Genomic DNA, 15,768 nt, shown 5'->3' with positions numbered 1-15,768 from the left:
AGAATCTCGAGAGGGTCGGAAGCGGGCCCATTCCGCATGACCCTGCTGGAGGATGTGGCGACGCAGCAAGCACTGTCCGCTTGCGCTCCTCTTCGAAAACGACCGCAGCCGTGGCGAGGCCTTTGGCTCGGCCGTATGTGCTGCGGGCCTCCGGCCATGGAACCGGTTCGCGCTGACGCGTCCCTGCCGGCAAGCGCAGGATGCCTTGGTCGAGATGGCCGTCGACGCGGGCGTTCGTGGCGAGACGCCAACCGGATGGAGTCCGTAGAACGGGATGGGGTCCGCGCCGGCGACCGTCCTCGTCCGAGGTTTTGCCGTGCCGGCCGCATTCGATCGCCGGACCGTGCCTGGGCTCGCGGACATGACGGGTCGCGCCCGATCCGCCCCGAGCTTGTCAGCGTCCGAGACTATGACCCTCGCGGATCCGGCCGACCAGGCAGGCACCCGGCGCACCGGACTGGCGCGCAGCTGAATTTGGGATAGGTTTGCACGCTGACGCGAAGGAGATCCCCAGTGGGCAGCAGCGGCTCGCCTGGGTGGCCATTCGGCCATAGCGAAATGGCCATGCGGATACGCGCGCATGACTGGGCCGCAACGCCACTCGGTCCGATCGAAACTTGGCCTCAGTACATCAGGTCGGCCGTCGACATTCTGTTGCCCAGCGGCTTCGCGATGGTAGCCCTCTGCGGGCCGCAACTCATCCAGATCTACAATGACGCCTACCGGGATCTCATGGGGCCCAAGCATCCCCATGGCCTGGGTCAGCCGGCGTCGGAATGCTGGTGGGAGATCCGCCACATCACGGAGCCGATCTACCGGCGCGTCTGGGCCGGAGAAACACTGACGCTTCAGGACGCAGCGTATCCGGTGATCCAACACGGCAGTCTGCAGGATGCGTGGTTCACGCTCTCATACAGCCCGCTTCACGATGAGACGGGTTCGGTCGCCGGCATACTTCTGGCCACCGTGGAGTCCACGCGCCAGCACCTGGCCGAAGGTGCCCTTCGGCAAAGCGAGGAACAGCTCGCCTCCATTTTTGCCGAGGCTGCGGTGGGTCTGTCCGAGCTTGCGCAGGATGGCCGTTTTCTGCGCGCCAACAACGAGATCTGTCGTATTCTCGGACGCGACCGCGAAGACGTTCTGAGCCTCAGCATCCTGGACATCACGTATCCGGACGACATCCCCGCGAGCTTGCGTGCGGTCAGCCAAGCCCTCGAGACCGGCCAAACGGCGTCTCTCGACAAGCGGTACATGCGCCCAGACGGCAGCTTCGTGTGGTCCAACAGCCGTGTGAAGGCGCTGCACCACGCGGCCGGCGGACCGAAAACCCTCTTGGCCGTCACAGCCGACCTGACCGAGCGGCGGGCAGCGGAGGAACGCCTGCGCGAGAGTGAGGAGCGGTTCAGAGCATTGGCGAACCTAGTGCCGGTTATCCTCTGGCGCTCGGACGTGAGCGGGCTCACCTTTTCGGAGAACGAGTCCTTCCTCGACTATACGGGGCAGACGGCCGACGAGGTGCAGGATTTCGGTTGGCTGGCACCCATGCATCCTCACGACCGCAAAAGTGTGCGTGAGGCGTTCGTTCATGGGATCGAATCTCGGCAGCCGATCAACGCGCAATTCCGCCTGTGCGGCCGCGATGGACAGCACCGATGGTTTCTCGCACGTCAGGTCCCGATCCTGGATAGCCAAGGCCAGGTAACCGAATGGTTCGGTGCAGCCATGGACGTCCACGAGCTGCACGAGCTGCAACGGCAACAGGCCGTCATGGTGGACGAGCTGCAGCATCGCACCCGCAACCTTGTCACCGTCATCCGCGCCATTGCCCAGCAAACGATGGCCCAGACCGGTCCGACCGAGCTGTTCCGCGAGCAGTTCAACGATCGCTTGGCAGCGCTCTCACGTGTGCAGGGCCTCCTCTCGCGTTCCGACCAAGAACCGATCACCCTGAGATCCCTGATCCAGCTGGAACTCGATGCGCTCGGCGCGAGCGGCATCCGCGGCCATGTCGCGCTGGAGGGACCTGATGTCGTGCTGCGCAAAGCCAGCGTACAAACGCTGGCGCTCGCTCTGCACGAACTGGCCACCAACGCGCGCAAATATGGGGCGCTCGCGGGCGATCAGGGGGAGCTTTGGATCAGCTGGGACACCTATGCTGCCGCGACGGGCGAGCAACGGCTCACCCTGACCTGGATGGAAGAAGATATCAGCCCTCTCCGCGATGCGCAGGGCGCAACGCGACAGGGCTACGGACGCGATCTGATCGAGAAGGCCCTCCCCTACGCGCTCAATGCGCGAACCAGTTACGAGCTGGGTGAAGAGGGTTTGCATTGCTCGATCGACCTACCCCTCGGTGACAATCCGACGATGAGGGCCCGATGATATCGGCACCGAACCTGCTCGCTGGCCGCCGTGTGCTTTTGATCGAGGATGACTATTTCATCGCGTTCGGGATGCGCATGGATTTCGAGGCGGTTGGCGCGGAGGTGATCGGACCTGCCGGGAATGTCGAGGCCGCGCTGCAGCTGATCGCGGCAACCCCGGATCTTGATGCGGCCGTGCTCGACGTCAACCTGCACGACGTCATGAGCTATCCGATCGCCGAGGCGCTGCAAGCGCGCGGCATCCCGTTCATCTTTGCCACCGGGTACGAAAATACCGTCCTTCCGGACCGTTTTGCAGGTGTGCCGCACCGAGAGAAGCCGGTCGAAGCTGTCACATTGCAAAAGGCGTTGCTGGCCTGGCTCTAGAGCCGCGCCATACGGGCCGACTGCAGGATGTCGGATCGAGATCCGCATCCGACCATCGATGTTGGTTTGACCGACACCGGAATCCTCGCCATCGATGGTGAAAAGGACAGTCTGGACCGCTCCGGTTGCGTCGATGCGACGTTGCGTGCAGCGGCCCGTGATCTCGAGACCGTCTTCCTGATCCGGTGGATGGGGGGGACCCGTGGCTCGCCGCGCTCCGTGCTCCTCGCGAGTGCCGTCTGCCCGGATCCGGGGCCCGGCACCGCCCCGTTCTCGGGAATGAACCGGAGGCTGGCTGCCTCCGGAATACGCTGGAGTTCGGAGCATTCCAAGCTAATGGGCTGCCGTGGCGTGTTTTCCGATCCAGTCCAACAGGATGTCTGCAATCTCCAGGCTGTTATCGTCCTGCATGAGCATGTGCGAGTTCCCCTTGATGCCGATCTCCGGCAGCACCAGGAGATCCGCTTTGCCGCCGGCAGCCGAGACGGCCGCCACGAAGGCGCGGCAGGTCTTCAAGCGCGGAGCCCAGCGCGGGAACGCGTCCACGTAATCGCCAAACACCACGAGAACCGGCACGCTCTTGTAGGGGGCGAGGTCCGAGGTGGGCTCGGGGCAGGCCGCCGGCTCAATCGAGACGATCCCGGCCACGCCCTGTGTGCTCAGTGCTGCAGTCTGGAACGGGTAGATGCCCGATTGCGAGTGGCTCATCAGCACGGTTCCGCCGATCTTCCGTGCGAGTTCAGACAGTGCGGGTACGGTCGGGTTCGGCGTCGGCAGGTTCGCCGCACTGTCGGCGACCATCTGCTTCCAGAACTCGGCCTGCGCAGCGAGCGGGAAGCGCAGGCCGGGCATCACCTGCGGATGCGCGTGGCCGAACCGGAATATGACCCAGGCGCTTTCGTGCCCGGCGGAGAACACGCTGGGCAGTTGATCGACCGGCTTCTTGCCGGAGCGGACGGCATTGATCGCGGACGGATCCGTGGCAGAGCGTCCGCGCCAGACCTGATCGATCACGTAGGTCGGATGACCCTGGCGCACGAAGTACTCATCCCAGCCCATCCGGCCGTCAGGCGTCGTCTCCCAGGTCTTGCCGGTGAGACAGCAGCCGTGGATCAGCGTGATCGGCACACCGGTTCGACCGGCGGGCACCTGATAGCGGACGTACATCTGGTCGACTGTGATCGTGCCGGATGGGTCGTAGTTCGGCAGGGTCGACAAGGTGTCGGATTTCACCTCCCGGCCACCGACGAAGAAGCTGCCCTGCTTGGCAACGGTGAGCGGGCCGGGCTCAGGTCGCGGCGTCTCCGCGAGAGCCGGGACGGCGAGAGCGCAGAACGCCGCGGCGAGCAGGACTGGGCGCATGGGGTCATCCTCTCAAGATCATCGGTATCGATGAGCGACGTCATGGAAGCGCAAGGCGTGCAGGTCGGCGTTCGCGCCGGTCAGGGTCAGCACGAGGCCGGCTGTCGTATCGCGCATCCCCACGCATCTCGATCGCCCGCAGCGCTTCGGAGGCCGGCGAGCGCTTCCGCCTCGACCGTGACTGCCTCGACCCTGTGCACGAGGCCGGAGTATGATTCACGCATCGTCACGTCCTGCACCGTCGCAGACCGAGCGCGCAACGCGGCGTGCACAACAGCTGGAATAAGATCCCCGTTCGCCAGCCGCTCACGACCGGGCGTCGTGGTCAGGCCGATACTGGTGGAGCCGACGCGTGCGGCTATGAGGGGCGCGTGCGGTGGGCTGCGCTTCAGCAATCGGCTGGTGGGGGTCGCTCAGGAGCGACCCGATCAGACCTCCGGGCCTGTTACCGTGAGCGGCCACGATCCGACGCGCCTCCTCGACGCTCATGTTGCAGGTGCTCGTCATACCCTGGAGGGCACCCAGGGCCCGCTCATATTCGGGTAGATCGGTGCAACCTGGTATTCCCCAGGCCCGAGCCGGGGCAGGTTCGACCAAGCCTGCGATCAGGAGTGTCGCAACGAGGCTTGTCTTGAACGGCATAGGCATCTTGCCGAACCAGCTTTTTCGGACGGAACCGGCTCAGAGTTTAGAACATGGCGGCAACCGTGGGTAGTGGGGTCGTGAGATCCGAGCGTCGACGTCGCCGAGGTCGCGGCTACGGCGCCTGGGGCCGCTAACCATCCTGCGCGTTGATCATCCGGCGCAGGCGCTGCGAGACAGAAAACCGACCCGCCGGGTGAAGGGTCGACGAGATCTCGATGACCTTGCCCGCCTGATCCAGATAGTGCCGAACGATCCGAAGCGCGGGGCTGCCAGGATGCGCGCCGAGCGGCGCGGCCTGCGCGGGCGGGAGGGCCACCGCCTCGATGTCCTGGCGGATCTCGGCGCAGCTTCGACCGTGCCGCTGCTCGATCAGGGTGATGACGAGCAGGTCGGGCGCCGCGCGAACGATCTCGCCGAGGTCGGCATAGGCCGGGTCGACGTAGACGTCCGTCCAGCCGACCGGTGCGCTGCCCGGCCTGCCATCCAGGCGCAGGCTGGAGATCCGGAACCATCGTGTGCCCGGCGCGCATCCGAGTTCCGCCGCGAGTTCGGCATCGGCCGTCACCGAGCCGGTCGCCTGGACTTCGCGGATGTAGGCCTCACCGAACTGGACCAGGTCCTCCAGGGAGGCCAGCGCCTGCCGGTAGCCGTTGGTCGGAGCGGCGGCCTCGACCCGCGTCCCGGCCTTCTTGTTGCGCGAGACCAGCCCCTGCTCCTGCAACTGCCTGATGGCGGACCGCACGGTGTGCCGGCTCGTCCCGTAATGCGCGCAGAGGTCCAGCTCGGTCGGCAGCAGCGAGCCGACCGGGAAGCGGCCCGAGCTGATCCCGGCCGTCAGATCCTGCGCCACCTGCGCCCAAAGCGTCTCACCCATCGCGACCCTCCACGCGCCGGTTCCCCCCAAGACGATGTCGATTGACATAATGTCCGAACATGATCTAGCTGATTATGTCCGAACATAAAAGTCGACGCGCGTCCGCCAGGAGGATATCGTGAGCCGCCAGCTCCCCCCGACCGCCACCACCGCCATCGACTCCCTCCTGTTCCGCGACGCCTTCGGCACGCCGGCCATGCGGGCCGTGTTTTCCGACCACGCCGTCATCCAGCGCTACATCGAGGTCGAGATCGCCCTCGCCAAGGCCGAGGCCAGCTGCGGCGTCATCCCGGCAGAGGCCGCCGAGGTCATCGCCGCCCGGTGCGCGTTCGAGACGCTCGACTTCGACCTGCTGCGCCGGGAGACCGACACGGTCGGCTACCCGATCCTGCCGCTGGTGCACCAGCTCGTGCACCAATGTGGCGAGGCCGGCCGCTACCTGCACTGGGGCGCCACCACCCAGGACATCATGGACACGGCCAACGCCCTCCAAGTGCGTGCCGGGCTCAAGATCGTGGAAGCCGACATCGCCGAACTCCGCACGATCCTGGCGGACCTGTCGCGGCGCCACCGCGATACGCCGATGGCCGGGCGCACCCACCTCCAGCAGGCGCTGCCCGTCACCTTCGGCTACAAGACCGCGATCTGGCTCGCCATGTTCGACCGCCACGCCGAGCGCCTGCAGCAGGTAAAGCCCCGCGTGCTGGTCGGCGAATTCGCGGGCGCCGCGGGCACGCTGGCCTCGCTCGGCAACGACGGTCTCAAGGTCCAGGCAGCGTTCTGCCGGGAACTCGGTCTCGGGCAGCCCGCCTCGACCTGGCATGTCGCCCGCGACGGGTTCGCGGAGACGCTCAACCTCCTGGCGCTGATCACCGGCTCGCTTGGCAAGATCGCCCTCGACATCATGATCATGGCCTCGACGGAGTTCGCCGAGGTCTACGAGCCCTTCGTCACGGGCCGCGGCGCCTCCTCGACGATGCCGCAGAAGCGCAACCCGATCTCCTCCGAGCTCATGCTCGCCGCCGCCAAGGGCGTCCGCCAGCATGCCGGGCTGATGCTCGACGCGATGGTCCAGGACTTCGAGCGGGCGACCGGCCCCTGGCACGCCGAGTGGATGGCCCTGCCGGAGAGCTTCGTCCTCACCGCCGGCGCCCTGCACCAAGCGAAGTTCGCGCTCGGTGGCCTGATCGTCGACGAGGGGCGCATGCGCGACAACCTCGGCATCAGCCGCGGCCTGATCGTCGCCGAGGCGGCGATGATGGCGCTCGCCCCCTATACCGGCCGCCAGCAGGCCCACGACCTCGTCTACGCCGCCTGCCGCGTCGTCAACGAGCGGGGCGGCACACTGGCCGAGGCTCTGGCGCAGGTGCCCGAGGTCACGGCGCATCTTGACCGCTCCGCCATCGAACGCCTGACCGACCCGGCCAACTACCTCGGCTGCGCCCCCGAGATGGTCGATCGCGTCTTGGCCTCGGCCCCCCGCGGCGCCTGAGCCCTTCGAGCCGGCCGCACACGATCCGCCCTACCCGCCGTACGCACCGATCCTTGGGCCCACCGCCCGACGCCAACGAGAGTGCGCGGCCGCCGAGGCCCTGACCGGAGGAAGCCATGCCCACCGCAAGCACCGATGCGAACGCGCACCCGAGTCCGACGCCCTCTGTCCCGACACGGAAGAAGACAGCGCTCTGGACCAACCTCGGCTTCCAGATCGTGGTGGCGATGGTGCTCGGCGCCGCCACCGGCTTCCTCGTTCCCGAGGTCGCCGTGCCGCTCAAGATCCTCGGCGACATCTTCCTGCGGCTGATCAAGACGGCGGTCGCCCCGCTGGTCTTCCTGTGCGTCGTGGTCGGCGTGACCTCGGCGGGGGACTTCAAGCGCGTCGGCAAGGTCGGCCTGATCGCGATGCTCTACTTCGAGATCGTCTCGACCCTCGCGCTCGGCGTCGGCCTGCTCGCGGGGAACCTGCTCGGGGTCGGCCAGGGCATGGCGGACGCGACCCGTGCCAACCTCGCCCAGGGCAAGGCGCCCACGGGCGCCGCCGCCCCGCACTCGACGCTCGACTTCATCCTCAACGTCTTCCCCGACAACTTCATCGGCGCCTTTGCCAAGGGCGAGCTGCTGCAGGTGCTCGTCATCGCCCTGATCTTCGGTGCGGCGCTGCTCCACCTCCCCGCCGACAAGCGCGCGCCCATCGAGGCGGCCCTGAACAGGATCTCGGACGTCTTCTTCGCGTTCATCCACCTGATCATGCTGACGGCGCCGATCGGCACATTCGGGGCTGTGGCCTTCGCGGTCGGATCGAGCGGCACCAACGTGCTCCTGTCGCTGATCTACCTGATCCTAAGCTTCTACGCGGTGGTACTCGTCTTCATCGTCGTGGTGCTCGGCACGATCTCGGCGCTGTTCAAGGTCAACCTGTTCCAGTTCCTGAACTTCATCCGAGAGGAGATCTACATCGTGCTCGGCACCGCCTCCTCGGAGAGCGTGCTGCCCCGCCTCCTTGAGAAGCTGCCGACCTACGGCTGCTCGCGCCAGTCGGTCGGCCTCGTCCTGCCAACCGGCTACGCGTTCAACCTCGACGGCACCTCGATCTACATGTCGATGGGGGTGATCTTCCTGGCAAACGCCTATCACGTGCCGCTCGACCTCGGTCAGCAGATCGGCATCCTGGCGATCATGCTTCTCACCTCCAAGGGCGCGGCGACGGTGTCGGGCGGCAGCTTCGTGGTCTTCGCCGCGACGGTGGCGGCGACCGGCGTGCTGCCGCTGGAGGGCCTGCCGATCCTGTTCGGTGTCTACCGCTTCATGTCCATCGCCATCGCCACGACGAACGTCATCGGTAACAGCGTCGCCACCGTGGTGACCGCCAAGCTCGCCGGCGAGTTCGATCCGGGCATGGGGCGGGACGCGATGGCCCGCCTTCGCGCGGAGCGCGCCGCCTCGGCCTGACCCGCCCCATCGCCCCGTCCTATGGCGATGGGAGCCGGAGAGCTTGCGCGCTCCCGGCTCCGTCGGACATGGATGCCAGATCGAGACGAGAGCGACGCCGATGATGGAGCCTGCGGACATCCGGATCGAGCACGACGCCTTCGGTCCCGTCGAGATCCCAACCGACCGCTACTGGGGGGCCCAGACGCAGCGCGCCCTCGGCGTGTTCGAGATCGGAGAGGAGCGCTTCCCGACCTGCCTCGTGCGCGCCTTCGGCCTCCAGAAGCTGGCGGCGGCCCGCGCCAATCGCCGGCTCGGGACCCTGGAGCCGCCGCTCGCCGACGCCATCGAGGCCGCGGCCCGCGAGGTCTGGGAGGGGCGCTTCGACGGGCATTTCCCGCTGCCGGTCTGGCAGACGGGCTCGGGCACCCAGACCAACATGAACGCGAACGAGGTCATCGCCAACCGCGCCAACGAGATCCTGGGGCAGTCCCTGGGCACGCGCCGGCCGGTCCATCCCAACGACCACGTCAACCGCTCGCAATCCTCGAACGATAGCTTCCCGACAGTGATGCACCTGAGCGCCGCCTCGGAGTTGCGCGACCGGCTGCTGCCGGCGCTGGGGCTGCTGCGCGACACCCTCGCGGCCAAGGCGGCCGCGTTCCAAGGCGTGGTGAAGATCGGCCGGACGCACCTCATGGATGCCGTCCCGATGACGATGGGCCAAGCGTTCGACGCCTTCGCGAGGCAGGTGGAATACGGAATCGAGCGGATCGAGGCCGCGGCCCCGCGCCTGCACCGGCTCGCCCAAGGCGGCACCGCCGTGGGGTCCGGCCTCAACGCTCCGGCCGGGTTCGATGCGGCCTTCTGCGAGGAGGTCGCGCGCCTCACCGGGCTGCCGGTCACGCCCAACCCGAGCAAATTCGAGGGCATGGGCGCCCACGACGCGCTCGTCGAGGTCTCGGGATCGCTGAACGTGCTGGCCGTGTCCCTCATCAAGATCGCCAACGACATCCGCCTGCTCGGCTCGGGACCGCGCTGCGGCCTCGGCGAGTTGGTGATCCCCGACGACGGGTTGTCGTCCTCGATCATGCCCGGCAAGCGCAACCCGACCATCGCCGAAGCCCTGATCCAGGCCGCCTTTCAGGTCGTGGGCAACCACGCGACGGTCACGGCCGCTGGGGCGTCGGGGACGTTCGAGCTGAACGTCGCCAAGCCTGTCCTGATCCACAACCTGCTGCAATCGATCCGGCTTCTGGCGGACGCCGCCCGGGTCTTCGCCCTGAAGCTGGTGCGGGGCCTCGACGTCGACCGGGCACGGCTCGCCGACAATGTCGCGAACGCGCTGCTGCTCGCGACGGCGCTCAACCCCACGCTTGGCTACGACCGTGTCGCCGCGATCACCCGCAAGGCCATGGTCGAGGGGCTGACCCCGCGCGCCGCGGCGGTCGCCCTGGGCTACGTGACGGGGGAGGCCTACGACCGCATCGTCGATCCGTCCGCGATGACCGCCACCATCCCGCCGACGGAATGCTGACACGTCGGGCGACGTTTGGTCCGGCGCTGTTCTCGAACGCGGCGGACTGGGATAGGGCTCGCCTTGCCGCGTCGCCCGTCAGCCTCCCACGACGCTGCGGAGGTCGGGCCGCCAGAAAGGCCCTACGACGAGGCTCCCACGATGCTCCTCCTGATCGCCGCCGTCTTCGGCATTGCCGGCTTCGTGAAGGGCGTGATCGGCCTTGGACTGCCCACCGTCTCGATGGGCCTCCTCGCCGTGGCGATGACGCCGTTGCAGGCCCTGACCATCGTCATCGTGCCCGCCATCGTCACCAATATCTGGCAAACCTTCGCCGGGCCGTACCTTCCTGCCATCCTGCGCAGGCTATGGCCGCTGCTCCTCGGCACCGGCGTCGCGATCTGGGGATCCGGCGCGCTGATGGCGGGCCCCTACGCGCGCTACGCGACGATCGTGCTGGGGCTTCTGCTCGTGATCTATGCTGGCCTCGGGCTGACGCGACTGCAGTTCCGCACGTCACCCGGGAAAGAGAAATGGGTCGGCGGCATCGTCGGCCTCCTCACGGGTGTGATCTCGGCCGCCACGGGCATCCAAGTCATCCCGTCGATGCCGTACCTGCAGTCGATCGGCCTGGAAAAAGACGAGTTGGTGCAGGCGCTCGGTGTCTTCTTCACGGTGGCGACCCTGGCGCAGGCGTTCAATCTGACGCGCGTGGGCCTTCTCAACGCCTCGACCGCCCTGCCCGGGATCGTCGCCATGGGAACGGCCTTCGCCGGCATGTTCGCGGGCCAGGCGGTCCGCCGGCGGATGGATCCGGACGGGTTCCGACGGTGGTTTCTGATCGCGATGCTGGTGCTCGGCCTCTATCTGGCCGCCACCACCATCGTCTCGCTGTGATGCGGCCGCGAAACCGTCGTGCTGGCGCGCCGATACCGGCGAGGCCTTCGTCCCGGGCGCGCCCACGACCCTGCAGATCAGCGTCACGGCGGCCACGCGCTACGCCGAGACCGGCGGCTGGGGCTGTGGCCGGTTCGAAGGCGGCAGGCCCAATTGCAGCGACGCCCTGACGGGGCCTTGCGCGCCCTGCCACGGCCGGGCGCCGACGGGCGACGATTTCCGTCTTCACGCATGACAGGCCCCGAGCCGAGAGTGTCGGATGCCCGATCCGCGACTGACGTGGCGGAGCGCCTGCCATATTCCAGCTTCAGCTGACAACCGTAGCGGCCCTGTCGCAGCCAAATCTCCGCTCGGAGGAATTCGGTACAGATTTGTACATTCTATCGGTACTGTCCACGCTTTTACAGCTACTGCAAACAAAAATGCTAGATAATGTTTCAATTGTTAATGACGGTCCGTAGCAAATCTGCGGCACAGTGTATCCACTGCTGCGCACATCGGAGGCAACGCATTTCGCTCTGCGATGAGGTCATCGCATCATCATAATACCATTGGCGTCCGACCGCCCGGATGACGAAGTCGTACGGCCCAGAGACGGCTGATTACGGGTCGATGTCCGGTGTAGACTGGTCGAGCGTAGGGAGAAATGCCGATGAGACCCACGGCTCGCCTCGAGCGAAGTCGCCGTGTCCGGGCAGCGATTGCGGTGAGCGTCGGCGGCTTTGCCGTCCTCTGCGGGGCAGCATCTGCAGCGGATGCCGAGCAATCCCGCAGCCGAGAGGCGACGCCTGCCGCGCCCGACAGCATGTCTTCGGCACCAAGCGTCGGTTCCACCCACCCCGAGGCTTCCGCGCGGGCGGGCGAGCCGCTCGTTCAGGCGCTGGACGCGACCGGCGCGGCAGGCGCTGCCATCCCGCTTACCGTTTCCGTGCGGTCTCCGGGCGGCCGGATGGATGCGAGCATCTTCGTGATTGGGCTGCCCAGGGGGGCGCGCCTCGCGGACGCGACGCACATGGTGACCGTGGCCGAGGAAGAGGCGACGGTCGAGGTGACGGATTGGAGCCTGCCCAGCCTGTCGGCCATGGTGTCACCGGAGCAGGCGGGCACCTTCACCCTGTCCGTCGTGGCCCTGTTCCGGCCCGATAACGGCAATCCTATGCGCGTGGAGCGATCGAGCTTCGTACTCGACGTCCGACAGGCTGCGCGCGAGCAACCGGCGACCCGTTCGGAGGGACCGGCGGCCTCCACCGATGAGGCCATCCCCCGCCGTCCGCCGGCTGCGATACGCGAGCGGCCCACGACACGACGGGAGGGCTCCGACGCGGCTGCAGAGATACGGCCTGCGGCGGCTCCCACCCCACAGAGCCCCGCCCGGAACGCATCCGGGCTACCGTCGAAACCGGAGCCGGGTCCCGAGCTTCTTCTCCAGCGCGCGCAACGGCTGATCCGCCTCGGCGATATCAGCGCCGCGCGTCTCATCCTCGAGCGCGCGATGGACCGTGACGTGCCGGGAGCCGCGTTCCTGTTGGCGCAGACCCACGATCCCCGGATGCTGCGCACCTGGAAGGTCCAGGGATTCAAGCCCGATCCAGACCGCGCGCGCGTGCTCTACGAGCGGGCCGCGCGGGAAGACCTGAGCGGCTCGGGAAGCCTCGCCGCGGCCGCCGGCGGAGCGGCTCCCTCGAACGGAGCAGGGAAATGACCGTGAGACGTTCCCCCGTGTCGAGATCGGTCGGCTTCGTCTCAGGCGTGGTATTGGGCCTGATCACAGCCGCTGGGTTCGCATGGGCCGTCGAGCCCATTCCAGGCCCCCCACCGGGGGACGCTGCGACCGAGGCCGCTCTCAGCGAGCAGATGAACGAGAACACCGTCTCGGTGATCACAGGAACGCCGGGCGGCACGTACTTCCGCATCGGCGCCGATCTCGCATTCGTCCTCGATGACGGGAACACCCTTCGGATCCTACCGATCCTCGGCAAGGGCGCCGGAGAGAACGCATACGACGTCCGGTTCCTGAAGGGCGTCGACCTCGGGTTCGTCCGTACCGACACGCTCGACCAGCTCCGCCATGACAAGCGCCTGAAGAATATCGATCAGCGGATGCATTACATCGCCAAGCTCTTTGACGACGAGCTTCACGTGATCGCCCCCAAGGAGATCACCGAGGTGAGCCAACTCGCAGGCAAGCGGGTGAGCTTCGACGTGAAGGGCAGCGGCACGGATTACAGCGGGCGCGCCCTGTTCCGAGAGCTCGGCATCGGGATCGTTCCGGTCAACGTCGATCAGCCAACGGCCTTCGAGATGTTGCGGAAGGGCGAGCTGGATGCCGTCGTCTCAGTCGCGGCCAAACCCGTCTCGGTGGTGGCGGCCTTCGATCCGCAAGACCGCTTTCACCTCGTGAAGGCGCCCTATCTCACGAGCGTCAGCGAGGCCTACGTGCCAGCCAAGCTGACGCGGACCGATTATCCGAAGCTCGTCGACGGGCCCGGTCCGGTCGAGACCCTCGCGGTCGGGACCGTGCTCGGGGTCTACAACCACCCGCGCGGATCCGCGCGGTACAGGAAGCTCGAGCGCTTCGTCTCGGCCTTCTTCGGCAAGTTCGACGCGTTCCTGGCGCCGCAGCGCCATCCGAAGTGGCGTGACGTCAACCTCGCCGCCACGGTCCCGGGTTGGACACGCTTCCGTCCAGCCCAGGATTGGCTCGACGCGTCCCGAGAGCAAGCTGTCGCGTCGCCGGACGAAATTGCGCGCTTCCTGCGCGAGCAGCCGGCCACCGCCGATGCGGCTGAGAAGGAACAGGTCTACCAAGCCTATCTGAAATGGCGCCGATCCCAGCAAGCGAGCGCTGGAACCGCCCGCCGCTAGGGTGGGGATTGAACGGACCGGCGCAGCGTCAGCACGACTCGCTCCGCGCCCGTCGTCTGACCGCGCCGCCTGTCCGATTCCCTCGGGTCCCGGCCGATCCTCTCGATCGGCCCGGTCCAAAGCCGGCCGGTCAGGTCGGCGGCGGGTTGGCCACCGTCCGCGCTCAGTGCGTGGTCGTTGCCGCGCTCACTCTCCAGACCGTGTTGCCGACATCGTCGGCGACGATGAGAGCGCCCGTCCGATCGAGGGCCACACCGACCGGGCGTCCCCGGACCGTCTTCCTGTCCTGTGCGAGGAAGTCGGTGACGATCGCGATGGGCGCCCCATTGGGCCGCCCATCGACAAAGGGGACGAAGATCACTTGGTAGCCGTTCAGCGGGTCGCGGTTCCAGCTGCCATGCTCGCCCACGAACGCGCCGTTGGCGAAGTGCGGCGACACTGTCTGGCCTTGGCTGAACGCGACGCCGAGGGCGGCGACGTGGGAGCTCAGTCCGTAATCCGGCTTGATCGCCTTCGCCACCAGGTCGGGGTTCTGCGGCTGGACGCGCTCGTCCACGTGCTGCCCCCAGTAGCTGAAGGGCCAACCGTAGAAGCCGCCCTCCTGGATCGATGACAGATAATCCGGCTCCAAGTCCGGCCCGATCTCGTCGCGCCCGTTGACGACGGCGAAGAGCTGCCCCGTTCCGGGTTGGACGGCGAGATTCGTCGGATTGCGCGTTCCGGTCGCGTAGAGCCGCTTGGCGCCGCTCAGTCGATCGACCTCGTAGATCGCCGCGCGTCCCTCCTCGATATCCATCCCGTTTTCGGCAGCGTTGCTGTTGGAACCGACACCGACATAGAGCTTCGACCCGTCCGTGCTGGCGACCATCGCTTTGGTCCAATGGTGATTGATCGGGCCGGCCGGGAGATCCGTGAGCTTGGTCCCTGCGTCCTTGATCTCCGTCTGTCCGAGCTTGAACGGATAGGCGACGATCGCGTCCGTGTTGGCCACGTACAGGGTGTCGGCCACGACGGTGACGCCGTAGGGCGAGTGCAGATGGTCGATCAGCACCGTCTTGAGTTCTGGAACGCCATCGCCGTCGGCATCACGCAACAGCGTGATGCGATTGCCGCCCTTATCGGCAGCTCCGCCGCGGGCCTTGATCAAACCCGAAATGTAGTCCTTCGGCCGGAATGGCTTGGTGCCGGGGCTGTTGCTTTCGACGACGAGGATGTCGCCGTTGGGCAACGGGTAGACGATCCGTGGATGCATCAGCCCGTTCGCCATCGCCTGGATGCGTAAGCCATCGGGAACCGTCGGCGTTTCTCCGGTCTTCCAGCCGACGGCCTGCGGTACGCTCATCGGGGGGATGAGGTACTGGTGAGGCTCCGGAAGGTCCGGATTGGGCCCGTATTGTTTCGCGGGATCGCCTCCCGTGTCGCTACAGCCGGCGAGCAGAGCGACGATCATCAGGCTCGAAGCCGCGCGGAATCGCTTGAGGGTCATGCGTTGTCTCCCCGGGCGGCGGTCTTCGAGCCGGTCACGCACCAGCCGCGGAGGCCCGCGAAGAAAAGCAGGATCGCGACGATGGCCGACACGGTGATCCCGGACGGAACGACGGACGTCCAGCCATCGCGCGTATGAATGAACACGTTGATGATCGAGAGGATCGCGGCGACCGCCAGCAGGCCGAAATCGGGCCAGCTGATCGGCCCAGCCCGACCGAGCATGACATCGAGCACGAGGACGATTGCGGCGATCAGGGCAAGCACGAGGCCGCCGGTGATCAGCCACGCCGAGAAGTTGGCCCACTGCATCAACGCGTTCCGAGAATACATGTAGTCGGTGAACAGGGCGGCCATCAGCAAAGCTCCACCCAGTCCGACGAAAAACGAGTGCAGCGGCCTGGGTGTATGGCCCGGTCCGAGTTGCCTAGCCATTCTTTCCTCCA

Annotated in this window: 13 protein-coding genes; 9 read left to right on the top strand and 4 right to left on the bottom strand. The window is 66.9% G+C overall.

The genetic code is table 11. The features are described from left to right. The first annotated feature begins 564 nt into the window (after positions 1-564). Together ACS5RC_RS08255 and ACS5RC_RS08250 are read left to right on the top strand one after the other, a co-directional pair. Positions 565-2,382, top strand: coding sequence for a PAS domain-containing sensor histidine kinase (locus ACS5RC_RS08255; protein ID WP_478343335.1), 1,818 nt, complete (start codon positions 565-567; stop codon positions 2,380-2,382). After that, entirely contained in the window at positions 2,379-2,750 is a 372-nt protein-coding gene (locus ACS5RC_RS08250) for a response regulator (RefSeq protein ID WP_478343334.1), read from the top strand. Before ACS5RC_RS08255 ends, ACS5RC_RS08250 begins: the two co-directional genes overlap by 4 nt. Before the next feature lie 333 nt (positions 2,751-3,083). Here the strand turns inward: ACS5RC_RS08250 and ACS5RC_RS08245 are convergent, their stop codons facing one another. Then, complete coding sequence (locus ACS5RC_RS08245) at positions 3,084-3,983, bottom strand: esterase (RefSeq protein WP_478343333.1); 900 nt, start codon at positions 3,981-3,983, stop codon at positions 3,084-3,086. Positions 3,984-4,887: 904 nt separating this feature from the next. After that, the gene (locus ACS5RC_RS08240) at positions 4,888-5,631 is read right to left on the bottom strand and encodes a GntR family transcriptional regulator (protein WP_478343332.1); all 744 of its coding nucleotides are present in this window, start codon (positions 5,629-5,631) and stop codon (positions 4,888-4,890) included. A gap of 118 nt (positions 5,632-5,749) precedes the next feature. On the opposite strand from ACS5RC_RS08240, the gene pcaB reads away from it, so the two are divergent. The 7 genes from pcaB (at position 5,750) to ACS5RC_RS08205 (ending at position 13,837) form a co-directional block, all read left to right on the top strand. Next, on the top strand, positions 5,750-7,123 hold the full coding sequence (pcaB, locus tag ACS5RC_RS08235; protein WP_478343331.1) for a 3-carboxy-cis,cis-muconate cycloisomerase: 1,374 nt from the start codon (positions 5,750-5,752) through the stop codon (positions 7,121-7,123). A 116-nt stretch (positions 7,124-7,239) separates the two neighbouring features. Further along, on the top strand, positions 7,240-8,580 hold the full coding sequence (locus tag ACS5RC_RS08230) for a cation:dicarboxylate symporter family transporter (RefSeq protein WP_478343330.1): 1,341 nt from the start codon (positions 7,240-7,242) through the stop codon (positions 8,578-8,580). A 100-nt stretch (positions 8,581-8,680) separates the two neighbouring features. Next, complete coding sequence (locus tag ACS5RC_RS08225) at positions 8,681-10,096, top strand: class II fumarate hydratase (RefSeq protein WP_478343329.1); 1,416 nt, start codon at positions 8,681-8,683, stop codon at positions 10,094-10,096. 141 nt (positions 10,097-10,237) lie between these two features. Beyond that, positions 10,238-10,972: a sulfite exporter TauE/SafE family protein gene (locus ACS5RC_RS08220; RefSeq protein ID WP_478343328.1), complete on the top strand. Its 735-nt coding sequence runs from the start codon at positions 10,238-10,240 to the stop codon at positions 10,970-10,972. Further along, positions 10,941-11,207 carry a cytochrome P460 family protein gene (locus ACS5RC_RS08215; protein WP_478343443.1) on the top strand — a complete coding sequence of 89 codons (267 nt, stop codon included), beginning with the start codon at positions 10,941-10,943 and terminating at the stop codon, positions 11,205-11,207. The genes ACS5RC_RS08220 and ACS5RC_RS08215 overlap by 32 nt, the downstream gene beginning before the upstream one ends. Before the next feature lie 471 nt (positions 11,208-11,678). Further along, entirely contained in the window at positions 11,679-12,674 is a 996-nt protein-coding gene (locus ACS5RC_RS08210) for a hypothetical protein (RefSeq protein ID WP_478343327.1), read from the top strand. Then, positions 12,671-13,837: a TAXI family TRAP transporter solute-binding subunit gene (locus tag ACS5RC_RS08205; RefSeq protein WP_478343326.1), complete on the top strand. Its 1,167-nt coding sequence runs from the start codon at positions 12,671-12,673 to the stop codon at positions 13,835-13,837. Before ACS5RC_RS08210 ends, ACS5RC_RS08205 begins: the two co-directional genes overlap by 4 nt. A 163-nt stretch (positions 13,838-14,000) precedes the next feature. On the opposite strand, the gene ACS5RC_RS08200 is transcribed toward ACS5RC_RS08205, so the two are convergent. Beyond that, complete coding sequence (locus tag ACS5RC_RS08200; RefSeq protein WP_478343325.1) at positions 14,001-15,323, bottom strand: PQQ-dependent sugar dehydrogenase; 1,323 nt, start codon at positions 15,321-15,323, stop codon at positions 14,001-14,003. After that, positions 15,320-15,757: a DUF2231 domain-containing protein gene (locus ACS5RC_RS08195; protein ID WP_478343324.1), complete on the bottom strand. Its 438-nt coding sequence runs from the start codon at positions 15,755-15,757 to the stop codon at positions 15,320-15,322. Before ACS5RC_RS08195 ends, ACS5RC_RS08200 begins: the two co-directional genes overlap by 4 nt. Positions 15,758-15,768 lie beyond the last annotated feature (11 nt).

The organism is Methylobacterium sp. HJ2 (genome assembly GCF_056431005.1).
This window is presented reverse-complemented; position numbering and strand designations above follow the sequence as displayed.